The following is a 23,180-nucleotide window of genomic DNA, read 5'->3' as shown; positions in this document are numbered from 1 at the left end:
AGTGCTGCGACATCAAAATCGACGAGACTTAATGGGCAATGCCCGCAACTTGATGGTTTCCGCCGCCGCAATCGACCCAGATGACCTGCCGGACATTGTCGACGTCGTCATGGAGATGGGGCGGCCGAATGAAGACCCCTCCCCTTCCCCGCCGGTCCTCGACCAGCGGCAGGCATCGTTGCCTACGCATCTCGAAAAGCTCGCCGACCGCGCGCGTGATTATGTCGAGGCAGCCAGTTCAGCAAACACCCGTCGCGCCTACGCCGCCGACTGGAAGCATTTTTCCGCTTGGTGCCGGCGCCAATCGTTCGATCCGCTGCCGCCAGATCCACAAGTTGTCGGCCTCTAGATCACCGCCCAGGCCTCGGGATCGGAGCGGGTCAAAAAGTCGGTGTCGACGATCGAGCGCCGCCTGTCGTCGCTGACTTGGAATTATACGCAACGTGGCCAACCGCTCGACCGCAAGGACCGCCATATCGCAACCGTCCTTGCTGGCATCCGAAACAAACACGCCGCCCCTCCCCGACAAAAGGAGGCCGTCCTGCGCGAGGATCTCATCGCTATGCTGGAGACGCTCGACCGTGGCACGCTGCGCGGCCTGCGTGACCGCGCCATGCTACTTTTGGGATTCGCAGGCGGCTTGCGCCGCTCCGAAATCGTCGGCCTTGATCTTGGCCGCGATCAAACGGAGGACGGTCGCGGCTGGATTGAATTTTTCCCTGACAAGGGCGTGCTGGTTACATTGCGGGGCAAGACCGGCTGGCGCGAGGTCGAAATTGGTCGCGGCTCGTCCGACGCCACCTGCCCGGTCGTCGCCCTGCAGACCTGGCTGAAGCTGGCCCGTATCGCCCATGGCCCCCTCTTCCGCCGCGTCACCGGTCAGGGCAAAGCGGTGGGGTCCGAGCGGCTGAACGATCAGGAGGTGGCGCGGCTGGTCAAACGCGCGGCCTTGGCCGCCGGCGTGCGCGGGGATCTTTCCGAGGACGAGCGCGGCCAAAAATTTTCTGGCCATTCGCTGCGCGCTGGCCTCGCCTCCTCAGCCGAGGTCGACGAGCGTTATGTGCAAAAGCAGCTTGGCCACGCCTCGGCGGAGATGACTCGCAAGTATCAACGACGGCGCGATCGCTTCCGCGTCAATCTAAGTAAGGCGTCAGGATTGTAGAGTGCGGTACGCCCCCCCCAGCTGCGGGTGACTCTGGATGCCGCCGATCCACCCCGGCGCCACAGATCCAACCCTCAAGTTGATGGGTTTCTAGAGTTTATTGGAGCGGCGCAAGCCTCCAGCTTGAAGAGCTGTTCCCAGCTGGGAACTCAAATTACGGGTTGTGCGAGAAGTTTGCTTCTCGATGAGTTCTCCAGGATCCTTCGCCGACACTGCTGATTGCTGTCGAATCGCGTGCGTCGCCTGGCGTTAGAGCTAGCCGCTGAGTTGCCATTCGCGAGAGTCGCTCTGCCCGGAGGGAAATGCCTCGTTGCAGGGTAGGGGCCGTGGGGCGTCTAACTTGTCAGCTAGGGGGCGATCACCGAAGCGACATCGAAGCGGCGCGGCATGGCTGCATCACAAACACAACCCATCGGCTCCAACGCAAAGGATGGTGACCCCCTGGACTGCGCGAGCTCAGTGTCTCCTTCACAACGGGAATTTCGCCGCCGCGCCAATGTGGGGGAGGGGGGATCTCTCCATGCGCCGAAACTTGCCTGCGCTTTTGTAAGGTGACTGGCCGCCGTCCGCGGAAGCCAGAGGGCAATCGGCACACCAACGTCGACTATCTACGAGAACAAAACGGGCAACGGGCTCGCCCGTGCCCCATGCTGCGTGACCAACTTCATAGCTGTCGTTTTCAATGCCTGATGCGCGACTTTGACGGCACAGGGAAGCCAGCGATAACGAAAAGTTCCCAGCTGGGAACTGCCCTGTGTCCATTTGCTCGAATGCTCCGAATCGGGCATACCTCCAGTAACGGAAAAACCGCGTAATTCGAAAAGTTGGCGTAGTTGGCGTGGCGTTAACAGCTTGTTAACCACAGTCGCTATCAATAGGCGCTGGGTGCAAGAGGAGAATCTGGGTGACGCGGCATCTAAGTAGCCTTCAGTTCATGAATACCTTTTCGACGAAACTCGAGAAGGCACTCAACAATCTTTCGCTGGCTCAGTATCCTCCTGATGCGATGCGTACGATGCGCAAATTCACTTCGACGGAAGTGGCAGCATTGCTAGGAGTGACCGAAGCTTACATAAGGCAGGTCTCCTTGAAAGGGCAGGGACCTGAGCCAGAGACAACGACCACCGGAAAGCGCCTATATTCTGTGGAGCAGGTGCTGGACCTTCGGATGCACCTGGCGGAAAAGGCACGGAAGAAATGGATCAATCCTCGTCGTGTTAAAGGTGAGGATTGCCAGATCATCGCGGTCACGAACTTCAAAGGGGGATCGTCCAAGACAGCGACCACTATTCACTTGGGTCATTGGTTGGCACTACGGGGATACCGCGTTCTAGCAGTCGACATGGATCCCCAGGCGTCGTTAACAAGTCTGCAAGGAGCGTTACCCGGATTTGACTACCGAGAGGGTGACACCCTTTACTCAGCGATTCGGTTTGATGATCCGGTGCCAACGGAAAAGATTATTCATCAGACGCATATCATCGGATTTGATGTCATCTGCGCCGGTCTTGAGCTGACAGAATTCGAGACGGCCGTCACCCTTGAGATGCGCAAGAGCGGTGGAACCAGTTTTCTGCTTCGAGTGTCACAGGCCCTCGAACAGATCGTCGACGACTACGACATCGTTCTTCTCGACTGTGCGCCGTCACTCAATTTCCTGACACTTTCGTCGCTCACTGCCGCTACCGGAGTGCTAATCCCAGTTCCAGCGCACATGCTCGATGTCGACTCCACAGGGAAGTTTTTGGAGTTGGCCGCATCTTATATGCAAATCCTGGATGAGGCTGGTGCAGGCGCACGTTGGGATTTCGCCAAATTCCTCATCACAAAGTTTGAGGCCAACGACCACCCGCAAGCCAACATGCAGGCCCTAATGCGCCAAGTGTTTGGCGAGGATTTACTTCTGAATTCGGTCTCCAAATCCACTGCGGTTGCGGACGCTCTCACTTGGAAGCAGAGCCTCTATGAAGTGCAACGATCGAGGTTTTCGGCACCTAAAACTTATGATCGTGCAATCGAATCGATCAATGCCGCGAACGCGGAGATAGAAAGCCTCATCACAATGGCATGGAGGCGTGAACAGTGAGCCGTAAAGATTCTAAGGGCATGTTTGCTGCTGTTTTGGGGCAACTCGGGGAGGACAATTCGGAGGAGGGCGTCAGCCGCCGCACGTCATCGCCGCACCTGATGAAGGTGGCGGCTGGTGTCCGCCAAATGCAAGAGCGTAGCGATATCGCCGACAAGTTACTGAAGTCAGGCGAACAGATCATTGAACTCGATCCCGACAAAATACGGCCGTCGTGTATCACCGATCGATATGATGACGCCTACGAGATTTCCGCCATTGCTGAGATCACTGAATCCATGCGGGAGCGCGGTCAGATTGTGCCTGGATTGGTTCGGCCAGTGCAAGGCAAGGATGGCGAGTTTCAAATCGTCTATGGTCGCAGAAGATTAGCGGCAGCTAAGCAGCTTGGGATCGGATTCAAAGCGGCCGTCCGCGAGTTAACTGATGAACAAGCAGTCATTTTCCAAGGCGAAGAAAACACCGCTCGAGAGGATCTTTCATACATTGAAAAGTGCGCTTTTGCGCTTGCGCAGCAGGAGGCGGGATACAAACGGGACACCATCTGCGCTTCGCTGTCGACAGGAAAATCGCATGTCTCCGAGATGATCAAAATCGCCTCATCGGTCGACAAGGAGATACTGCAATCGATTGGTAAAGCTCCCGGGATTGGTCGAGGACGATGGCAGGAATTCTCGAACCGCTATTCCATAGACGGCTCACTCGCAAAAGCTTTCGATCTTACTCGCAAAAACAAATTCCGCGACGCAACGTCCGACGACAGATTCATTATTCTGCTTGAGACGCTTCCATCGGATCATAATGCGATCAAAGAACCTGCGGGTCCGGCCAAGCCATCAAAGCACAAGATTGCTATGAAATCCTGGGCTGCTCCAGACAAAACAGTCAGGGTCAGCCTCAAGGACAACGGAAAAACTACCATGATTGCTGTGGGAGAGGCTGAAGGATCGCGTTTCGCAGCGTTTATCGCCGGACAACTGGACGACCTGTTTGAGGCCTTTCGGAAGTCCATCACGAAACAAGGAGTCTGAAACCGCAAAAGAAAAAGGCCCCCAAACGGCAAGCCGTGGAAGCCTCTCTCTGAACTAAGCACTCTGAGAATCGCATCTCCACGAATCACTGTCAAGAGTCATTGGCGTCGTTTTGGCGAGCAGGTTTCTTTTGCCTATCGAGGGTGAAAGAAAATGGAGACGAATATTGCAACGACGCCCTTTGGGCGGCGACCGATGACGCTTGGCATGATTTCAAGCCAAGTCACCGCAAGGGCGGTGCCGAAGGACGCGACCGTCCACAAATGGCATGTCTTCCAAGATATCAAGGACGCCAGGATCGCTCTGGGCGCCACCGATCGCGCTCTGGCTATTCTCGACGCGCTGTTGTCGTTCCATCCGGTCACGGCGCTTTATGGCGACAGCGAACTGGTTGTATGGCCATCCAACGAGCAGCTGATCCGCCGCGCCAACGGATTGCCCCCAACGACGTTACGGCGGCACCTGGCCGTTCTGGTCGAGTGCGGCTTGATCATCCGTCGGGACAGCCCAAACGGCAAGCGCTTCGCCCGGAAGGGTCAGGGGGGCGAGATCGAGCAGGCCTATGGCTTTGACCTCTCGCCGATCGTGGCGCGCGCTGAGGAGTTCAAGAATCTTGCGGAAGCGGTCAGATCTGAGAAGAAGGCCTTTCGTCTCGCTAAGGAGCGGCTAACCATATGCCGCCGTGACATCGTCAAGATGATCGACGCCGGGATTGAGGAAGGCGTGCCGGCGAACTGGGGAAGGGTCCAGCAGGCCTACCAGGCGATTGTCGGCCAGATACCACGCACCGCAACCAGACAAACCCTCGAGGCGATTGCCGAGGAGCTTGAAGGCCTTTGGGCTGAAGTGCGTGAGGCATTGGAATCATTTCTAAAAACACGGAAAGTGGACGCCAATGAGTCCCGAAATGGGCGCCACATACAGAATTCAAAACCAGACTTTAAATTTGAATCTGAAAGCGGCTCAGGAAACAAAGATGAAGCGGGCGGCAACGTTGACACCGACAACGTACGCAGCCTACCGAAACGCGAACTGCCGCTAGGGATCGTGCTGGATGCCTGCCCGAACATGCTTTGGCTGGTGAAGGGCTGCGGCGGAATCCGCAACTGGCGTGAATTTCTGGCTGCGGCCGAGGTTGCCCGGCCGTCCATGGGCGTCAGCCCGAGCGCCTGGGAGGAAGCGCGAACGGCAATGGGTGAGCAGCAGGCGGCGATTACCATTGCCGCGATATACCAGCGGCAGGACCAGATCAACAGCGCCGGCGGCTATTTGCGCAGCCTGACAGATAGAGCAAAGGTCGGAAAGTTCTCGGTCTGGCCGATGGTGATGGCCTTGTTGCGGGCCAAGCTTGACGCGTCGAAGACGACCGGAACCGGAGCTGAAGCCGCTGCCGTCGATTTGGAGGGGGCAGGCAAGGTTGTGCGCACCGAATCCCGGCTGGACATCAGCGATGCGTTGCGCCGCAGCCTCGACAAGCCAGGGCGCGGATCATGATCAGCCGGGCGGGTTTCGATGCGTGGACGGTGGCTGCAGCGCTTGTCGGGATGAGCGTCTTATGAGAGCATTGAGGCATGAAAAACGACACGACCGGGAACGGACGCCGGATGAAACCGCCGGAATGGTGTGGTGGAACTCACTTGCCGAATCCGATCGTGCGGCTTGGCTGGCGCGGGCCGGCAGCGCTGTTCCAGCTGCTGCCTGGGCCGCGTACAAGCGGCTCGGGAATGTTGAACGTCAGGCATGGACCGTAAACTGAGGACTGTTCTGCAGCGGGATGACGGTTAGCTCGCGGGTAGTTCGGCGACGAGCCCAACCCGGCGGGCTCGATCGAGCAGAGTCTTGACTGATGAGGCAGACCATTTTGCGCTTCTTCGTGGGGTTCGCTCATGCAGGCGCTCGAGCTGGCCAGCGATGTCTCGGAGCGACAGGTCTGGGTTAGACATGGACGACGCCGAGCCCGACGTGCTGGCCTACATGACCTTCCCCAAGGAACATCGTGCCAAGCTCCACTCGACGAATCCGATCGAACGTCTCAACGGCGAGATCAAGCGGCGCACCGAGGTCGTCGGAATCTTCCCGAACGACGATGCGATCGTGCGCCTCGTCGGCGCAATCCTGCTCGAACAGAACGATGAATGGGCAGTGCAGCGGGCCAGTATGACTCTGGAAACGATCAGCCAGATGAGCGATGATCCCCTGATCAGCCTGCCAGCCGTGGCGCGCTGATCAGCCCGGCCCATGCCGGAGAGCACGGCGACTAATGCCGCCAGCTACACCACTCCGCGGGAGTACGTCATGCCAAGCTGATGATTGCTTTTGGGTGCCATCCGGCCAAAGCCGTAGCGGGCAAGCCGGGACCGAGTCTTGCGGGCGTCGCGGCAACGCGGGGTCTGAAGTGTAGACAGGAGCCATGCGGGGTGCGGGAATGAGCCTCGAAAGGTGGATGTTCGCGGAGGCCGAGTGTGTTCCCTAGTCACTAAGGCAATATGAGCATCGTCGTTACGCGAGACGTTGCCGCTCCGTCGGGGTCGATGGCCGGATCACGCATGGAAGGTAATCATCGGAACATGAGAGGCCCGACCGGGTCCGGTGGATTGGTCTCCAGCGGGGGACAGCAGCAAGGTACTGCCAGAGCTGCCGTCCGAGCTGAGGTCGGGAGTCGGACTGGTTCATAGTACCCGTGAAGCCGTCGAAGGAAACGAGGCGAGTGGAGGGAAGGGACCAGCCTGAGGGGAGCCTGCGCGAGGAAGCCAAGGTCCGGACACAGAGCCGGGTTGCCTTGCCGCTGAACCTCGAGCGGGTGAACGCGGCGGCCAAGCAGGCTGCCCAAACCCGGTTCACGGCCCTGCTGCATCACGCCGACGAAGAAGCCCTTTACCGGGCGTTTCGGCGACAGAAGCGACAGGCGAGTGCTGGGGTCGATGGGATGACCGTGGCTAAGTACGAAGAGGGGCTGACGGATAACATCCGTGATCTCTGCGAACGGGTCCACACCGATCGCTACCGGCCACAGCCGGTGCGGCGGGTCTACATTCCCAAAGCCGACGGCGGTAAACGGCCTCTCGGGGTGCCGGCGATGGAAGACAAGATCGTCCAAAGCGCGGTGGCCGAGGTGCTGAGTGCTGTCTACGAGGTCGACTTCCTGGGGTTCTCCTACGGCTTTCGGCCGGGGCGGAGCCCCCACATGGCGCTTGATGCCCTGCATACAGCGATCATGAGCCAACGTGTGAACTGGGTGCTCGATGCCGGCATTCGCAGCTTCTTCGACTCGGTCGACCACGAGTGGCTGCTGCGGATGGTGGCGCACAGGATCGCTGATCCTCGTATCCTACGGCTCATTGGGCTGTGGTTGCGGGCTGGTCCTTGAGAGCGGCGAGAAGCAAGAGGCGGACAGGGGTACCCCGCAAGGGGCGGGTATCAGCCCGCTCCTCGCCAATATCTTCCTGCAATACATCCTCGATCTTTGGGCCCACCAATGGCGTCGTTGCCATGCATACGGTCGCGTTGTGATCGTGCGTTACGCTGACGACTTCGTCATGGGCTTTGAGAAGAAGGCCGATGCAGAGGAGATGCTGTTGGCCCTCAAGGCGCGGCTGGCCGGCTTTGGCCTGACTCTCCACGAGGACAAGACGCGGTTGATCGAGTTTGGGCGGTTCGCGGCCCTTTCACGACAGCGGCGTTGCGAGCGGCGACCCGAGACCTTCGCCTTTCTGGGCTTCACCCACTACTGCGGGCGGACCCGGGATGGCCGGTTCATCGTGAAGCACAAGACGGAAGGGGAACGCCTGACCCGCAAGCTGACGGCGCTGCGCCAGGATGCCTGGCGGCTCATGCACGCGCCAATGGCTGCGCAGCACAGGTGGTTCGCCGCCGTTCTGCGTGGACACTACGGCTACTACGGCAGGCCGCACAACTACCCAGCGCTCAACGGATTCCATCGGCAAATGCGCCGGAGATGAAAGCCGAATGGCTGAGCTACTCGACCACGATCCTTGTGTCATTCAAGCCGACGCTATGAGGGACATTCCTATGCGTCTGAAGTGGGGCGTTGGGGATCGTCAATGGCGAAGCGCCGGCAAAGATCTCAGGTCGGGTCTTCGCGCTGCAGGTCGCGGATAGCCACGCCATCGACATTGGTTGGCATCGTCAGCCACTTCCGATGCCGCAAGGTCCGCTGCGTGTCTTCCAAGCCTGTCTCCCAGTGCTCGCGCATTGAGGTGCGCGAGAACTCATAGTCCTTGGCGTGGCCTTCATAGCCTTTGTGCTGGTAGATCAGGTGGACGATGTTGACCACGCCGGCATCGGAATAGTCGGCCATCAATTCCTTCTCGCCGTCCTTGAGCTGGTCCGGCGGCACGCGCTTCAGTGCATCGAGCAGCTTCATCTTGAGCGCGTGGATGCGCTGAAAGTTATCAGTGTTCTGGCGTGTACGGCTCGAATAGATAATGTCTTTGTGGCGGGACAGCACGTCGGGCATGCTGCGTGGCAGCGCGCCACGAGCGCTGAACAGGTCGACCTGGAACACCAAGGCAGAACGGTCTTCTTTCTGGTCGAGTAGATATTGCAGCGGCGTGTTGGAGACGATGCCGCCGTCCCAGTAATATTCGCCGTCGATGCGGATCGACGGGAAGGCCGGCGGCAGCGCGCCGCTCGCCATGATGTGCTCCGGGCCGATGCGCCCCTTGTCTGTGTCGAAATAGACGAAGTTGCCAGTCCTGACATTGACGGCGCCGACGCTGAGCCGCTTCTTGCCGTTGTTAAGCACTTCGAAGTCGATCAGGCTCTCCAGAGTGTCCTTGAGTTCGGCGGTGTCGTAAAAGCTGGTGGCGCCATCGGCGCCAGGCGGCTGGAACCACGGGTTGGGGTTGCGCGGCTTGAAAAAGCCGGGCTGGCCCATGGTCATCGTCATCCACGAGGAGGTGCGGTTGCGGATGTCGCGGTAGATGTCGCCTTCCGGCGTAAAGGCCCAGATGTCGCGGCCCGAAATCGTCTGCCAGAATTGCTCGAGCCGCTGCAGCCGGCGGCCCGGCTCATTGCCGGCAATAATGGCAGAGTTGATGGCGCCGATCGACACGCCCGAAAGCCAGCTCGGCTCGCAGCCTGCATCGGCCAGTGCCTGGTAGACGCCCGCCTGGTAGGCGCCGAGCGCACCGCCCCCCTGAAACACCAGTGCGATGCGGTAATACTGCGCCGAAATTTCCGCGATGGTGGCGGTGGCTTCCTTGTTGTGATTGCGTTCAAGCATGGCTTTGTCTCCGATTTGTTGGGCTCTGCATGGCTGATGCGATCAGGTGCGGTCGGTCAGTGAGATCGTTGTGCCACCTCGCCCAGACCAAGCGTCAGATCGCGAGTGGCCGGTGTCGAGCACCGGGCAGCCGGGCATGCGCCCATGGCATCGGAGCGCGGCGGGCGCCGTCCAAGCTCGCCGTGTGTTGCTTTGCGGCACCCATCAAAATACGCATCGTTGTGCCCAAAGTTGAATACGCCTGCGGCGGAGAGAAAATCGTCAAACTCCGTTCCATTCTCCGCCTCGAGAATGGATCCCGCAGCCCTTCTCGATAAGAGCCCACGTTAGGGTTTTGAAAGCAGCCAGGGAATTGGAGGTGCTTTCTTAAACCATAAGTCTTCCCTTTCCAAACGATGGCGCCACGGCAGCAAATTGGAATTCTGATGGCTTGGCAGCTTGGACCCTGAAAGTCTGGAGTAAACGTTACAACGATTGGTAGCTTTCTGCTGCAAATGTTTATATAAACTTGCCTGACGAAATATGGCAGTAGCTTAACGGAATCGTTATATAAGTGAGTCGATGTATAGAAAAATTAATTAATTATAATGGTCATATTTGTTACCATTTATGTTACGGTTGAAATGCCCTTATGCATCCTACACCCCGTATATTGCCGTCATAGTGAACAGTGGCAGAGACGACCACGAGCGGCGGACGAATCGGCGCTTCGCCTGCCAAAGTGAAAGGAGCAGCCACTGAGATGCAAAAACAGCGTGAGTACGTCAGAGAGATCGCTGACCAGAAGGATAACGAAATGGCCAAGTCCGAAGATAAAGACGTCGAAATTATCCACTTTCCCGCATTTGACCCGGTCAAAGCGGCCGATCAGCTGCATTCGGTCGCCCAAACGGCCGAGCAGTGGTCAGGAGCTCTTCTCAGAGTCACGCCGGGCGCTGAAGACGCCCAGAAGATGCTTAAGACTATCTTCGAAAACACAGCGGCGGTCGGTATCGAACTGTCGCTGAAGGGGATCGCTACATTCTGGGCCAACGCCGAGGCAGATCTCTCCCATCTGCAGGCGCTGGTTGGCGCCAAGCTGCCGTCGCAGTTTATCGCGCTGCAGTCGACCTTCTTGCGCAAACGGGTCGAACTCTTTGTGGAGCAGGCCAAGCAATTCCAGGCACTCGGAACTAGGGGCGTGGCCGACGTCAACAAGCCGGCCAAAAACGCCTTAGATCCGGAAAAGGTAGGCGGAGTTGCGGAAACACCCTGAGCGCCAGCAGCACCCGCATCGCCTCTCGTCGGACGAGGGCACATGAATGGCCCGCGTGGCGCGCGTCTGGGGTCTTGCTGTCGATGTCTGGGAGAACGAAGAGGAAGCGCGCGATTTCTTGTTTCGGCCGCACCCGATGACTGAGGACAAGCGACCGATCGAGGTCGTTATCCTGAGCGAGTTCGGCGCCGAAATGGTGGTCGATATCCTCGGAGGTCTGAAGTATGGCCTGGAGCTGACGCCGCAAGCTGTGATGTGTCGGATGGATCTGCGACTCAGACGATTATCCGCGCCGCCCGCCCGAGCGGGCGTTCGGCATCGTTGTAGTAGTTCGACGCCTGCTGCACGGAGCGATGCTGCGACTGCTGCATGGCTTCCGGAAGCGGGATACCGCGGCGGGCGGTTTCGGTGAGATAGCCGGAGCGCAGGCCGTGGGCGGAAAACGCCGCGGGGTCGAGCCCGGCCTCGGCGATGCGGCGCTTCAGGATCAGGTTGACGGCTTGCGGCGTCAGGGCTCGTTTTTCGAGGTTGCCCCAGCGATCGATGCCGCGAAACACGGCGCCCTCGCTGATCCCGGCCCGCTCGAGCCAGTCTTTCAGGGCCAGCACCGGGCGGCCGACGAGCAGCACGAAAGCATTCCCATCGGCCTGTGTCGTCTTGGTGCGGCCAAGCCGGATTTTTAGGCAGGGCAGTTTTAGCCCCTCTGGATCCTTGGGATCGGCCGGCACAGGCTCTTCCTCAACGAACTGCTCGACACGCAGGGACGAAACCTCGCTGCGGCGGCGGCCGCCGGAGGCGAAGGCGGTGATGAGGATCGCGCGGTCCCTGACGTCAACGAAACGGTCGCCGGCGCAGGCCTTCAGGAGGGCGGCCAAGATGTCGACGGTCACCGCCTTCCTGCTCTTGCGGCCGCGCGGGCGGGCGCTGGCGCGTACGGCCAGTTTGATGGCGCTCTGCAGCCCCGGCGCGTTGAATTTGCCGCGCAAACCGCGCCATTTGGTCAGCGTCGACCAGCTCGACAACCGCCGGCGCACGGTGGCGGGCGCGTGCGGGCCGTCAATGCGCAGAAGCCCTTCAGCTTTCAGCGTTATCGCGACTTCGGCGGGCATGCCGTGCGCCGGATCGGTCTCCCGTTTCGAAAAATCCCAGAGATGATGGGCAACGAATTTGATCAGCAGTGCCTCCGGCGCGGGCCAGGGGAGCGAAAAACCGGTCGCGGCAAGCGACCAGGCTTGGAGGTAGCCGAGATCCGAGGCCAGCGCCCGCAGCGAATTCTCGCCGATGCCCTCCTTGGCGAGGTGGCGCAGGGTGGCGACGTCGTCGTCGGTGAGGATTTCGGCCAAAAAGTCGCGGCGGTCGAAGGGCAGCACGGACTCCAGCGCGTCCAGCGCTTCGGCGCGGCGCAGTTTTTGGTCGGATGCGGGCTTTGGCAGACGAAGGTCCATGACGCCGGCTCAGAACAGATATTTTCTGTCTGCCCAGGCAAGCAGCACGGCCGCATCGTGGTCTGGCAGGCGCACGCGCCCGGCGCGCAGTCCGTCGGCGATGATGTCCCCGACATCCGGATCGACCCAGTGCCCGTGCGTCATGAAAAAGAACCAGGCGAAGGCCAGTCCGATTTTTTGGTCGATCGCCTCGGTGCGTTCCACCAGCCGATGTACGGATACGCCCTCTTCGCCCAGCAGCCGCTCGGTCGGCATCTGCAGCAGTCGCGGAATAAGCCCGATCTCGCGTTTTTGGCCGGGACCCTCAAAATCGTGGATGTCGAAGGCCCAGTGGTCAAAGATGCGTACGCTTGCGGCACTTGATCGCGCCCAGTCGGCAAAAAAGCGGTTTTCGCGCGGTACAAAATCGAACCAGCCGGGATTGGCTTCCAGGAACGGAATGTCCCTGACCCCCTCGGGGCCGACCTCGTGGATGACGCGGTTTTCGAGTTCGGGCCGGCTTGCCTCTCCGGCGAGCTGCTGCGCCCCAACCGCGGACTCGCGAGAAACCAGGGTCGGTTCAAACAGATGGTCGGCGCTATAGGGGCGATAGTCGGGATCGACCACCGGGCCGGCCAGATGTTCCGACTCGCCGCCGAGCGAGAGCTGAACAAAATCGGCGACGCCCGGACCGGTCGGCGCAACGGCGAAGACGGAAGCGCCGCGCCATTCCGAGAATTTTCTCCGCTTTCTCGATGCCGGTTCCAGAAGGCGGTGAGATCGCCATCGACTTCGGCCAGTGCGCGCTCGACCCAGGCGCGATGGTCGCCGCGGCGCGTGCCGTCGGCAGCGACGACAGCATGAGGGTTGCTCCAGTAGGGGTCGTCGATCCTCGCGACGGTAAAGGCGAAGCCCGGAAAGGCCTTGTTGAGGGCAGGGGCAAGCTCGGCGTCGGCCGACTGCGGCTGCAGAGCTGCGAGCACGGTTTCGACGGAAGCGGCGTCGGGCAGGCGGACGGGTTTTTGCTCGGGCATGCCGGGTGCTTCTCTATTGGTCTATTGGCCAGAAAAGGCCGTCCAGAACGCCGACCGTACGACGCCGGCGGCCATCTTGGGGGCGATTTTGGCTGATTTGCGCAGCGAGAGCAATCACTATCGATAAGAGGTCATTATCGATAGTGACTTTTCGCCCTGAAGAAACACGTTGTAAGTCCAGTGAGACCCACGCTAGCTTGACCAACGCGAATCAGCCATCATGAAAACAATGGCTTACACGCTCGACAAACTGCCCCTCGAGACCCTGATCGGGTCGGTTGCCCGTGCGACCGAGGTTTTGGTCCGCCTCGACGAGCGGGTCGCCCGTTCGCCGGTCCGCGACGGCTTGGTCGAGCGCCAGCATTTTGCCGACGCGGCTTCCGCGCTCTGGCTCGAGGGCGAACTCGTCCACCTCGAGGACCTGGTCCTGCACGACGCCCACATGGACATCCGCACCCCGACCCACGAACTCACCCGGGCGCACGCGGTGCTGCGAACCCGCCGGCGGATTTTTGCGCAAAAGCCGGACTGGGCGCTCAGCCGCGACGGTTTTTTGGCGCTGACCGGTCGCGGCGGCGCCATGCCGGCGGCGGGCCAAAAAAGCCGGGAGGGGGAGGGGGCTGGAGCCAGCTCCTTTGAAGCCGACGATCGCGATGACGCGGAGGCCGATCTGCTGGCCGAAGAATTTGCCGAGATCGATGCGGTCCTGGCGCGCTCGTCCAGGATTCTCAGCGGCGCAGACGTGCCTGGTCGAAAGGAGGAAGCGTCAGGACGTGACCGGCCGGAGCCGCAAAACGGCCTGATCTACGATCTCGACTGGAATGAAGAAGAACGGCTGGCTGAATGGCAAGCTGTGATCGCCAGGACGCGCGATCTGCCAGTCGTCCTGCAAGCGGCGGTCCTGCTCGAAGCCTGGTCGGACATCGAGGTGCTGCAGCATGCCACGTGGCTCGGGCCGCTGCTCGTGGCTGCACTGCTGCGCCACGAGGGGCTTGCCGCCAACCATCTCGCTTGCCTGCATCTCGGCTCGAAAAACATTCCGCGTGAGCGGCGGCGGGCGCCCAATCGCTCCGATCGGCTGCTCGCCTTGCTCGATGGAATCCACGACGCAGCAGTGGCTGGCCTGAAGGAACACGATCGGCTGGTGCTGGCCAAAAGCCAGATGGAGCGGCGGCTCAAACAACGGCGCGCCAGCTCGAAACTGCCCGATCTGGTCGAGCTGGTGCTCTCGCGGCCGCTCGTCTCGACGGGCATGATCCAGGAGCGGCTAAAGGTGACAAAACAGGGGGCGCTCAACCTGGTCGGCGAGCTCGGCCTGCGCGAGATGACGGGCAGGGGAAGGTTTCGCGCCTGGGGAATAATCTGAAGCGAGGATCGAGAGGTTGCCGCCCTTGTCGTGGGCGATGACAAGAGACTAAGCTACTGATAATGCAAGATTATCGTTCGTTTGATCTGTGCGACAGGCTGTGCGTTTCGGTGCGAAATTGATGGCGCAAAGCGCACAGCCGCTTTACCCTCCAAATCATGATTCGCCTTGATCCCTCGACCGCCGGCTCTTCTGCGCCGCCCGCCGTCCCCGCCTGGGCACTCGCGCCGGGCCGCGATGGCAGCGACGCCGGCGCCGCCTTCCAGGCCGGCGCCGCCCTGGGCGCGCTCGACAGCCTCGCCCGCGCGCAAGCCAGCTGGGCCGGCGCCTGGCGCCAGCGGCTGGCGCTTCGCTGCGCCGCCGCCGCGATGCGGCTCGCCGGCCGCGCCGAGGACGAAGCCGCCCTGCGCGACGCCTGGCATTTTTGCCCGCCCGGCGCCGATCCCGGCCCGGCCGGCGCCATCTTTGGCGCCTGGCGCCAACTGGCGCTGCAGCCGCCGGCGGTCAGCGCCGAACGTCTGGCAAAAATGCTCGAACTGCTCGGGCTCGCCTGGGACAGCGCGGCGCTCGCCGAGCTGTGCACGCAGATCGACGATCAGGTCCGCGCCGGCCGGCCGGCGCCGTTCGCCGCCGCGGCGATCGCCGCCCGTGTCGTCGCGCTACGCCCCGATGCCGAGCTCCTGGCCTGGTGGCTGGCCGACCTGGTGCTGGCGCAAAACCTGCGCTGGCCGCGGCCGCTGCCGCTGTTTTTGGCCCAGGCGTTTGGACCCGCCCTTCGCGAGGCCGGCGGCGGCCGGAGAAAAAACCGGGCGAGAAAGATTTCGAGCGCGCGGTCTGCGTCGCGCTGGTGCAAGCGGCGGCGGATGCCTGCCGGCTGGCCGGCGAGGTTTCGCGGCGCGCCGAAAAGCTCATCGCCATCGCGCCAAAGCTGCGCGCGAAAGGCGCCGGCGACGTGATTTTTTTGCTTCTCAATGAAGACGCCGTGCCTGGCACGCTGACGACCAAAACCCTGTCGCGCTTTGCCACGCGCCGGCTGTTCGAGCGGCTGCTAAAACTCGAGGCCGTGCGAGAACTCTCCGGCCGCACCAGCTTTCGGCTGTTTGGGCTCTGACGATGAGTGAGGCCGCCGCTCGCCGCAAGCCAGACGATCAGCCGGCGCTGCTCGACACCGAGCTCGAGCATCTGCCGCCGGAACTGCGCTGGCGCGAGTGGATGGGCCGCGTCGAGGCGGTCATCTTTGCCGCCAATGAACCGGTGACGCGTAGCGTACTTGCGCGGGTGGTGGGCAAGAACTGCAATCTCGAGCTGATCATCGACGATATCCGCGCCGAGCTCGCCGGCCGCCCCTATGAGCTGGTCACGGTCGCCGGCGGCTGGCAGCACCGGACCAGAAAGGCTTTTGGCGACGCCATCCACGCCGCATTTGGCCAGCAAGGCGGCCAGGGGACAAAAGAGCTGTCGCGGTCGGAGGCGCTCGTGCTGATGTGCATTGCCTATTTTCAGCCGATCACGCGTGGCGAGCTGTCATCCTTCTTCGGCAAGGAGGTGTCGCGCGATCTGATCGGCGTGCTGCGCGCGCAGGAGCTGATCGCCTCGGGACCGCGCAGCCCGCAGCCGGGCGCGCCCTACACCTATGTGACGACGAAAAATTTCCTGTCGCAGTTCGGGCTCGACACGCTGCGCCAGCTGCCGGATTTCGAGGCGCTCGAGGACGCCGGGCTGTTGTCGAAGAAGAAGCTGCTGGCCGGCGACATCATGCCCGAGTTTTCACCTCATCATAGAAACGCCGACGTCGAGATCGAGTAGCATTGCGGAAGGTCGCGGCCGCCTCAATACGCTGACTGCTTAAGCAGACAGGGGCCAGGAGTTCTTGGCGACCGTCGCGTTGTCCGAATTTGTAGGCATATGTCGGGCAAGTAGCGGTTTATTCAAAACGTTCGTCTCGGCGGCGCACAAGCTTGCGCTACGAGCAGCAACTCGCTGTCGTGCTCGTGCCGTTGTTGAAACAGCCGCCGGAAAAGACCGTCGTCAGTTAGTCCGGCAAGCGATTCATTCTTGCCCACCGTGGCCGCGAGTGCCAAGGCGATCCGGGCGTTTCCGCCTGAGAATTCGGAGATGGTTTGTGCATCGACATCGGAGAGCGATGCAAAGCGCCGGCTGACCAGTTTCTGGGCTAGATCGGGCGACGACGGTTCCAGCGCAAAAACTTCGGTGCCCTCGGGTTCGTCCTCCCGGATGTCGTATTCGATTGTGATTACGCTGATCGTGCTGCCGGCGGTACGGACGAGTTCCGAAAGCCGCCGGTGCAGTTCCTGCGGGCAATTGTCTATGACCAAGATCGCCCGCGTGCGTCGGGCGGCCAGATTGCTAGTGAGCGCGATCGGTTGCGGATCAGGGGTGTCTGCCATGTCGGCATAGATGGCTAGCGATGGGTCGAGATTGCCCGCGCCGACAGCTGGATCGAAAAGTGCTTGGACGAAGCGGGTTTTCCCCACACCGGAAAGTCCAACCAAACGCACGACTTTACCGGGTTGCCCCAGAAGATCCCGGATTTTCTCGAGGCCAGCGAGCGCGGAGACCCCACCACCATTTTCCGCGCTGTCGGTCCGGATGCGCAATGTGTCATCCAATAGGTAATTATCGTCGCGCCAGCAGGCGCGTGCGCCCAAGAGCCATAGGGTTGCCATCCTGACAGGGATTTGCCGATGCGATCGCGAACCCATGGGATGAGGCCTGAATGATCGCGTACCCATGTCGCGACGCGCCCGCGATCATAAAAATCGAGAGCGAGCTGATCACGCTGCGGAATGTCCTTGACCGCATCGGCCATCGCCTTGCGCCGGTTGGCAAGCACACCGTCGGCCGTCGATCCGGTCGCGCTGACAATGATGTAGGCGCCCGCTTGCGTCGCCAGTTCCTCAATGACGGGGCGGACCATTCCGGCAGGGCGCATTTCGGCGAGAATTTCGCCGCGGGGCATGTCGGGGTTTCTTCACTTGAAAGCCGGTGGCGGCGCGTGGGACGAACCCGTCTATCGGCGTTCCGGCGGGAAGGGAAACGCGGACGTCGAGGCCGCCATCGGCGGCGGTTTGATTGCCGCCCCAGGTCACGGCCGAAGCGGGCAGGCCACGGCGGCGCAATTCCGCTTCGCAAAGAAGAGCGACAAGGGCCCGAAGGTCCTCGTCGCTCAAAAGAGCGATGTCGTCACCGGTGATTTCAAACATGCCAAAACCTAGGCACGCGAGTGATTCCGGTCAAATATCCGCCGAACGGCAGGATTTTGAGCCTGCACAAAGAGAACGGATCTCGTCAAATACTGAAGCTACGCGCTTCGATAGCAAGCGCCTGAGACTGCGAGTTTGGCCTCCTTGGGAAAGGATTGGCGAAGGTGACGCGTCCGTCCGGCAGTTTCTACTATTCCCAGAATCATGCTCGGGTGTGCAGTACAATTTAATCGCATGTCCTGAAATCACATCGACATAGAAGCCCTCTGAATTACTCTCACCGCAGAAAAGCTAGTCGGAAGTCGAGTATCGAACCAACCCGGTAGTGTCGCAAACAGTTAGAAAGTGATCGGAATGGGACGCACGGATCGTTTGAAGGAGCTTGGCATCCATGCGCAGCCGGACCACCGGCTGCTCCCAAAGCATGTCCTCGAGCAGATCGAAAAGCTGCCCCGCAACGAGCGCCGCCTGCGCAAGAAGGTGATCGATCGGGCGCTTGGCAGCGCCTACAAGCGCATGATTGCGGATAACAGTTCGGGTGCAGGTTATCCGATCGACATGCAAATCAGGGAATTCCTTATGGAATACAACGACAGGCAATTGGGGCATGGATTGCTGACATTGCCGTCGACCTTCAACGTGATGGAGGGTTTCCTAGAGTTTTGCGCCGAGCCGCCGGTACATTTCTTCGCTCTGCGGCCTGAAAAAGATCATCTCTTCTCCCTCTCGGATTTCTTCGATTTTGCGACCAGTGGGAATCGTCGCGAGGACGGGCTGCGGACGCTGGCGGGCTTGCCAGACGGGCTCATCCTGAATTTCACACCCATCGGCGACGTCCGCGACCTTGCCTTTTTGCATGCCGACAGCCATCGCTTCGTCATTGCGGGATTCACGCTGGTGCGCCGCGACGACCAACTCCACTGGGCGATGGTCGGGGGGCCAATCGTCGATCTTGATGAGGAAACCCACAAACTGCGCGAAACAGGCACTGGCGCCGTTCGTGGCCGCCCGCCTGAGAAGGCGCACATCGACGTCAATCCGGACCTCGAATATCGCGCCGAATCGCTCAAAGGTACCGACGATGTTTGGAAGACGGTGGTTTATGGGCGTTTCAATCTTCGCACCGAAAGCCACGAGGTAAGGGGGATCGCTCGCGACTACGGCAACCAGTACTACATCATTGCCGACGATCCAGACATGTTTGACGCTCCCGATCCGTCGAAAATGTCGGCGAGGGACCGTGAAACCGCAGAGAGCATGATCGCACGCCTGGAAGCCGACCATCTGTTGATCGAACTGGCGGAGACCTGTTTCCTGCTGCCGTCGTACTTCGATTTTCGGATCACCTTGATCCGTGAGTCCATCCGAGCAACTGCCATTGGCGAAATGTCCGCGCTGGAGCGCAACCGTATCAGCGGCCTGGCCGATTCCATTCGCCCATACATTCGCAAGGTTGCGGCCCTGGAGATCGTCGATCTCGGTCAGGCGCCCGTTCTTCGCAGCTACAACCCACCCAGTTTCCGGGTGGAGGTCGAAGGATTTTGGCGACGGCTAACGCCGGACACACCCGGCCACGATCAGCAGGGGAACCCTGTCAGAGGCCGAACGTGGGTGAAGGGCCATCTGCGATGGCGCGACAGGCCCAGTAATCCGCACGTCATCTACCTCAAGAGTTCGATCTCCTCGGCACGCGCAAAGGCAGCAGCTGTGCTGGCAAGCTACGCCAGCGCTGCCATTGTCGGTGATGAGGTGCACCTCCCGCAAGAAATTGTTCCGTCGGAACCAATGATCGGAACCCGCGGCTGGCTCTATGTGATGCGCTGCCCGCTCATGGATGACGACGTTTACAAAATCGGTTGGTCGAGCAGGCACCCCAAAGATCGTGCCGCCGAACTGTCCAACGCGACAGGGGTTCCGATGGCATACATTGTGGTTGATTGCTGGAAACTGGATGACGCCCGGGAAGCTGAAGTCAAGGTGCATCTTGCTTTGTCGTCTTTCCGTATCAATCCGCGTCGCGAGTTTTTTAGGGCGCCATTCTCGGCAATCCGATCCAGCATAGTGAATACGATTGGAGCGCGTGACACTGTCTCAGAATAAATTGAGCAGATCCTTCGCATGCAACGCACTTTCTCTCAGTCAGCCAGTGCAATATTGTCTACAAATGTCCCATGCAGTGAGCGAGCGCAATGTTCTACCTTGCACAGTATCCGGAAGATCCCCCAGGTTATGCGGAGCCCCTATCCACTGCCGCTGCATGGGAGCCGTGGCTGAACGCAACAATACCCGCGGGTCTCGACGCCGGAGTCCAGAACCGTCTAGGTGCGAACCTTAAACACATACTCGTCGGCCTGGAGATGAAAGCTGCCTTGATAGTGCCGCATGCTATGCGGGTTTCAAAAAAGGCGGTACTCTTTGAATCTTACAGTCAGCTGTTGACATTCGAGTTCTGTGTCGGAGTGTTCTCGGTCTGCGAGGGCATTGGTTCAGCGCTTTGGCTTCGTAGTCAAAATAACGATGGAGCCGCCGCCCCAGCGATCGCGCCGAACGATTGGATTGGGGCTCTGGTGGCGTTGGCGGACCCGCATGGCGCGCTCGGCTTCGAAGCCAAGCTGCGCGGCGCAAAAGCCGTTCGGGACAAGATCCATCAGGATAGACTTGGCGCGCGTACGGAAATTGATTGGCACGCTTTCGATTACAACCACGCGTTTGTTCCTGCAAAGGATGCGCTTAGCATCGTGTTGCGCCTGCACGTGGCGAGCCTGCCCGCAAACACCAATCTGAATTGAAATCCTACCGTGCAAGTAACCATGGCTTCCGTCCGACCAGGACAGCGTTTCCATGCATTCGTAGCTAATCTGGAACGCATGCTCGCGCACCGGGATGGTGTGATTGTGGAGTTTTCCCCGCGCTTGCGCGACAAGGACACGGGACGGCTTCGCGAACATGACGTCCTGATTGTCCGCGATACGCATCACGGGCCAAGCACAACCGCCATCGAATGCAGGGACCAAGGAAGAAAGGTAGGGGTTCCCCAGATCGAAGCTTTCGCTAAGAAATGCGAAAAGACCGGAATCCACCGCGGGATTGTCGTTTCTGCGAACGGCTTTACGAACACGGCCCGCACCAAGGCTGCTGCATTGAACCTGACGTGTATGGAGTTGTCGGAGGCAGAGACCTTCGAATGGGTCGGCAACGTTACGATCGTCGGCCAGTTTTACAACTTCACCGCAATCGAAATTTTTGTCCGCGTGGTGGAGGATGGGCGAAAGGCCGCTAAGCCAGCTAAGGTGTATAGGCCGGACGGCGCGCTTTACGCCGGTGAGGACGCGCGATCCGTCATCCTGGACCACCTACCACCCGAAATCCGCAGCAGCTCCAACCGCCCGCGCTGAGCAGTCGAATCGTTGTGCCCATGAAGGGGTTCTACGTCATAGACGCTTTGGACCAGCGTTTGCCTGTGGAAGATGTCACGTTCAGGTACGCGTTGGAGATCGAGGTCATCGAGCGACCGTTCACGCTTCATCGATACGCCGGAGAAAACGCTGCTTTGGAGATCGCTTCTGGGCAAATCACCTTCTCCAGCGGGCAATCGATGTTGGCTTTCGTCAAATCGAAGGATGGCGTGATGGGCTACATCGTTTCGACGAACGCTTCGGAACACCGAGTAAAGGTCGGCGATCTTCCGGAGAGGCGGTTCACCTAGCTTCGCCTTCTAGGAATCGCGGGGTCTCACTCGTCATTTCTATTGGCGGGGCGATCAATTTCTATGTCGAGATTTGGAAAGAGGTCCGGCCATTCTGTCCGGTGGGCCGAGCACGGCCCAGAATGGGTTCGCTGACTTGACTGGCAATGACATTGTTTCACTATATACGTTAGACGGATTCGGAGAAATTGGTGCCAGATCTCGCCTCTGAAGCAGTTGCCGCTGATAAACCACAAGACGTGATCCGTGAAAGCATCTTCATCAGCCACGCGACGCCGGAAGACAATGCATTCACGCTATGGCTGGGAAATCGCCTCGACGCCATGGGCTATGACGTCTGGGCCGATATATTTCGTCTCAAAGGTGGAGATAACTGGGAGGTTATCCTTGAACATGCGATCCGTAACCTCGCCGCAAAAGTTCTAGTCGTCTCCAACCCGGTCAGTGTGACCAAGCAAGGGGTAAGAAACGAAATCAGTATTGCTATGGCGACCGGTAAGGGAATTAAGGACGATAGCTTCGTTATTCCATTGCGGACAGCGGAATATGAGTCCTCTTATCAGATCGTCCATGCCCAGCGCGTCGATTTTGGCGGAGGGTGGGCCCAGGGCTTGCGTGACCTGCTCGAAACCTTGGATGTCGCTGGCATACCGCGCCGAGGCGTGTCCGAGCGCTCCCAAATCTGGCGCGAGATTTCTCAACGAGATGGGCGCAATGTGGTGGAGACCAGCGAACGGCTGGTATCGAACTGGCTGCGGGTAAAGGCCTTACCGCGGGATCTCCGAATCTACGACTTTGCCGGCGGGATTTCGATCGGTGCGAAGGATCGCGCCATAGAGAGCTGTTCACTGCCGCTGGTGCCCAGGGGGCGCGGGTTTCTCAGCTTTGCCTCGCCACCGGCACTGCATGAACACTTCGGCGACGATCTTCCCATAAGCATCACGGGAATAGTGGAAACGGAGGAGTTTCTTACAAGAGGCGCGCCCGGCTATCGTATTGATGTGAGTGATGCGCGACGCCATCTCGTCGACCTGATGAGAAAAGGGTTCGATCGACGCCTCGAGCACGCCAGGTTGCGATCTACGGAAATGGCAAACGGCCGACACATGTGGTGGCCTGAAAGGGATCTGGTCGGACTGGAAAAGAAAGCCTTTGCCTGGAATGAAGGCCCATCTGGACGTCGCCAGCTCGTCGGGCAATCCAAGGCGCGAAACGTGTTCTGGCATTATGGACTCAGCATGTGGCCAGCTACCACTCCGTTTATACATTTTCGTCTATCCGGACATGTGATCTTTACGGTGGATGGTCGGTCGACTGTCGGTGACGCGAGCCGCATGCACAAGATGCGCCGGACCATGTGCAAGTCTTGGCGTAATGATCGTTGGCGGGACCTGATGCTTGCCTCTCTGGCATGGGTCGCCGGCGATGCGTCCGAGTTGTCCATCGACATGGGTGGTGATGCCGTCATCAAACTTGAATTGCCTCCAGTCCAATTCGACGTTCCGTTCGGCCTGGAGGGGGAAACGCCTACAGCTGAGGAGCAGGACGATGAGGAAACGCGCGACATCCTAGCAAGCTCCGACGAGGAGCCGGACTTCGAGGATGAGAATGACGCCGACATACTCGAGGATGAGGACTGACGCGTTG

General features: G+C 60.0%; 19 protein-coding genes and 5 pseudogenes. 19 read left to right on the top strand and 5 right to left on the bottom strand.

Features of this window, described 5'->3' with window-relative positions:
• Positions 1-31: 31 nt before the first annotated feature.
• From AC3CB8_RS30645 to repC, 4 genes and pseudogenes are all read left to right on the top strand, one after another.
• Positions 32-1,162 (top strand): annotated as a pseudogene (locus AC3CB8_RS30645) (site-specific integrase).
• A gap of 904 nt (positions 1,163-2,066) precedes the next feature.
• Positions 2,067-3,248, top strand: coding sequence for a plasmid partitioning protein RepA (repA, locus tag AC3CB8_RS30640; protein ID WP_352727118.1), 1,182 nt, complete (start codon positions 2,067-2,069; stop codon positions 3,246-3,248).
• Positions 3,245-4,279: a plasmid partitioning protein RepB gene (gene repB / locus AC3CB8_RS30635; protein WP_352727116.1), complete on the top strand. Its 1,035-nt coding sequence runs from the start codon at positions 3,245-3,247 to the stop codon at positions 4,277-4,279. The genes repA and repB overlap by 4 nt, the downstream gene beginning before the upstream one ends.
• Positions 4,280-4,432: 153 nt before the next feature.
• Positions 4,433-5,773: a plasmid replication protein RepC gene (gene repC, locus AC3CB8_RS30630; RefSeq protein ID WP_352727114.1), complete on the top strand. Its 1,341-nt coding sequence runs from the start codon at positions 4,433-4,435 to the stop codon at positions 5,771-5,773.
• 287 nt (positions 5,774-6,060) lie between these two features.
• On the opposite strand, the pseudogene AC3CB8_RS30625 reads toward repC, so the two are convergent.
• Positions 6,061-6,219, bottom strand: a pseudogene (locus tag AC3CB8_RS30625) (recombinase family protein); the annotation flags it as partial.
• Between the two features lies 1 nt (position 6,220).
• Here AC3CB8_RS30625 and AC3CB8_RS30620 point away from each other — a divergent pair.
• The 3 genes and pseudogenes from AC3CB8_RS30620 to AC3CB8_RS30610 all read left to right on the top strand — a co-directional run.
• A pseudogene (locus AC3CB8_RS30620) lies at positions 6,221-6,505 on the top strand (transposase); the annotation flags it as partial.
• Positions 6,506-6,986: 481 nt separating this feature from the next.
• A complete protein-coding gene (locus tag AC3CB8_RS30615) occupies positions 6,987-7,646 on the top strand; it encodes a reverse transcriptase domain-containing protein (RefSeq protein ID WP_488377390.1) in 660 nt (219 codons plus the stop codon).
• Positions 7,618-8,238 carry a reverse transcriptase domain-containing protein gene (locus AC3CB8_RS30610; RefSeq protein ID WP_352727073.1) on the top strand — a complete coding sequence of 207 codons (621 nt, stop codon included), beginning with the start codon at positions 7,618-7,620 and terminating at the stop codon, positions 8,236-8,238. The genes AC3CB8_RS30615 and AC3CB8_RS30610 overlap by 29 nt, the downstream gene beginning before the upstream one ends.
• A gap of 125 nt (positions 8,239-8,363) precedes the next feature.
• On the opposite strand, the gene AC3CB8_RS30605 is transcribed toward AC3CB8_RS30610, so the two are convergent.
• Positions 8,364-9,524: a patatin-like phospholipase family protein gene (locus AC3CB8_RS30605; RefSeq protein WP_352727075.1), complete on the bottom strand. Its 1,161-nt coding sequence runs from the start codon at positions 9,522-9,524 to the stop codon at positions 8,364-8,366.
• A 742-nt stretch (positions 9,525-10,266) separates the two neighbouring features.
• Here AC3CB8_RS30605 and AC3CB8_RS30600 point away from each other — a divergent pair.
• Together AC3CB8_RS30600 and AC3CB8_RS30595 are read left to right on the top strand one after the other, a co-directional pair.
• Entirely contained in the window at positions 10,267-10,779 is a 513-nt protein-coding gene (locus AC3CB8_RS30600) for a phasin family protein (protein ID WP_352727077.1), read from the top strand.
• Positions 10,778-11,008, top strand: a pseudogene (locus AC3CB8_RS30595) (antitoxin Xre/MbcA/ParS toxin-binding domain-containing protein); the annotation flags it as partial. The gene AC3CB8_RS30600 and the pseudogene AC3CB8_RS30595, both read left to right, overlap by 2 nt.
• Before the next feature lie 46 nt (positions 11,009-11,054).
• Here AC3CB8_RS30595 and AC3CB8_RS30590 read toward each other — a convergent pair.
• Both AC3CB8_RS30590 and AC3CB8_RS30585 read right to left on the bottom strand, forming a co-directional pair.
• A complete protein-coding gene (locus AC3CB8_RS30590) occupies positions 11,055-12,224 on the bottom strand; it encodes a site-specific integrase (RefSeq protein ID WP_352727079.1) in 1,170 nt (389 codons plus the stop codon).
• A gap of 9 nt (positions 12,225-12,233) precedes the next feature.
• On the bottom strand, positions 12,234-12,830 hold the full coding sequence (locus tag AC3CB8_RS30585; protein ID WP_352727081.1) for a hypothetical protein: 597 nt from the start codon (positions 12,828-12,830) through the stop codon (positions 12,234-12,236).
• A gap of 128 nt (positions 12,831-12,958) precedes the next feature.
• Between AC3CB8_RS30585 and AC3CB8_RS30580 the strand changes: the two genes are divergently transcribed.
• From AC3CB8_RS30580 to scpB, 4 genes and pseudogenes are all read left to right on the top strand, one after another.
• Positions 12,959-13,333: a hypothetical protein gene (locus tag AC3CB8_RS30580; RefSeq protein WP_352727083.1), complete on the top strand. Its 375-nt coding sequence runs from the start codon at positions 12,959-12,961 to the stop codon at positions 13,331-13,333.
• 124 nt (positions 13,334-13,457) lie between these two features.
• Positions 13,458-14,603: an RHE_PE00001 family protein gene (locus AC3CB8_RS30575; RefSeq protein ID WP_488377389.1), complete on the top strand. Its 1,146-nt coding sequence runs from the start codon at positions 13,458-13,460 to the stop codon at positions 14,601-14,603.
• Between the two features lie 158 nt (positions 14,604-14,761).
• Positions 14,762-15,714 (top strand): annotated as a pseudogene (locus AC3CB8_RS30570) (DUF1403 family protein).
• Between the two features lie 2 nt (positions 15,715-15,716).
• Complete coding sequence (gene scpB, locus AC3CB8_RS30565; RefSeq protein ID WP_352727087.1) at positions 15,717-16,409, top strand: SMC-Scp complex subunit ScpB; 693 nt, start codon at positions 15,717-15,719, stop codon at positions 16,407-16,409.
• 122 nt (positions 16,410-16,531) lie between these two features.
• On the opposite strand, the gene AC3CB8_RS30560 is transcribed toward scpB, so the two are convergent.
• Complete coding sequence (locus AC3CB8_RS30560; protein WP_352727088.1) at positions 16,532-17,221, bottom strand: hypothetical protein; 690 nt, start codon at positions 17,219-17,221, stop codon at positions 16,532-16,534.
• A 360-nt stretch (positions 17,222-17,581) separates the two neighbouring features.
• Between AC3CB8_RS30560 and AC3CB8_RS30555 the strand changes: the two genes are divergently transcribed.
• The 6 genes from AC3CB8_RS30555 (at position 17,582) to AC3CB8_RS30530 (ending at position 23,173) form a co-directional block, all read left to right on the top strand.
• Positions 17,582-17,839, top strand: coding sequence for a hypothetical protein (locus AC3CB8_RS30555; RefSeq protein ID WP_352727090.1), 258 nt, complete (start codon positions 17,582-17,584; stop codon positions 17,837-17,839).
• Positions 17,840-18,181: 342 nt separating this feature from the next.
• Positions 18,182-19,927 (top strand): GIY-YIG nuclease family protein, encoded by a 1,746-nt coding sequence (locus tag AC3CB8_RS30550; protein WP_352727092.1) that lies wholly within the window; start codon positions 18,182-18,184, stop codon positions 19,925-19,927.
• Between the two features lie 89 nt (positions 19,928-20,016).
• Entirely contained in the window at positions 20,017-20,616 is a 600-nt protein-coding gene (locus AC3CB8_RS30545; protein WP_352727094.1) for a hypothetical protein, read from the top strand.
• Positions 20,617-20,694: 78 nt separating this feature from the next.
• Positions 20,695-21,222, top strand: coding sequence for a restriction endonuclease (locus tag AC3CB8_RS30540; RefSeq protein WP_488377388.1), 528 nt, complete (start codon positions 20,695-20,697; stop codon positions 21,220-21,222).
• Between the two features lie 20 nt (positions 21,223-21,242).
• Positions 21,243-21,533: a hypothetical protein gene (locus AC3CB8_RS30535; RefSeq protein WP_352727098.1), complete on the top strand. Its 291-nt coding sequence runs from the start codon at positions 21,243-21,245 to the stop codon at positions 21,531-21,533.
• A gap of 191 nt (positions 21,534-21,724) precedes the next feature.
• The gene (locus AC3CB8_RS30530) at positions 21,725-23,173 is read left to right on the top strand and encodes a toll/interleukin-1 receptor domain-containing protein (protein WP_352727100.1); all 1,449 of its coding nucleotides are present in this window, start codon (positions 21,725-21,727) and stop codon (positions 23,171-23,173) included.
• The last annotated feature ends 7 nt before the right edge of the window (positions 23,174-23,180 follow it).

It is taken from the genome of Mesorhizobium sp. P160927 (assembly GCF_057766385.1).
This window is presented reverse-complemented; position numbering and strand designations above follow the sequence as displayed.

Coding starts and splice junctions, on each gene's coding strand:
- AC3CB8_RS30605 (WP_352727075.1), bottom strand. CDS start 9,524: ATGCTTGAACGCAATCACAACAAGGAAGCCACCGCCACCATCGCGGAA.
- AC3CB8_RS30580 (WP_352727083.1), top strand. CDS start 12,959: ATGCCGGTTCCAGAAGGCGGTGAGATCGCCATCGACTTCGGCCAGTGC.
- AC3CB8_RS30555 (WP_352727090.1), top strand. CDS start 17,582: ATGTCGGGGTTTCTTCACTTGAAAGCCGGTGGCGGCGCGTGGGACGAA.
- AC3CB8_RS30590 (WP_352727079.1), bottom strand. CDS start 12,224: ATGGACCTTCGTCTGCCAAAGCCCGCATCCGACCAAAAACTGCGCCGC.
- AC3CB8_RS30540 (WP_488377388.1), top strand. CDS start 20,695: ATGCTCGCGCACCGGGATGGTGTGATTGTGGAGTTTTCCCCGCGCTTG.
- scpB (WP_352727087.1), top strand. CDS start 15,717: ATGAGTGAGGCCGCCGCTCGCCGCAAGCCAGACGATCAGCCGGCGCTG.
- AC3CB8_RS30545 (WP_352727094.1), top strand. CDS start 20,017: ATGTTCTACCTTGCACAGTATCCGGAAGATCCCCCAGGTTATGCGGAG.
- AC3CB8_RS30535 (WP_352727098.1), top strand. CDS start 21,243: ATGAAGGGGTTCTACGTCATAGACGCTTTGGACCAGCGTTTGCCTGTG.
- AC3CB8_RS30600 (WP_352727077.1), top strand. CDS start 10,267: ATGCAAAAACAGCGTGAGTACGTCAGAGAGATCGCTGACCAGAAGGAT.
- repC (WP_352727114.1), top strand. CDS start 4,433: ATGGAGACGAATATTGCAACGACGCCCTTTGGGCGGCGACCGATGACG.
- AC3CB8_RS30575 (WP_488377389.1), top strand. CDS start 13,458: ATGAAAACAATGGCTTACACGCTCGACAAACTGCCCCTCGAGACCCTG.
- AC3CB8_RS30550 (WP_352727092.1), top strand. CDS start 18,182: ATGGGACGCACGGATCGTTTGAAGGAGCTTGGCATCCATGCGCAGCCG.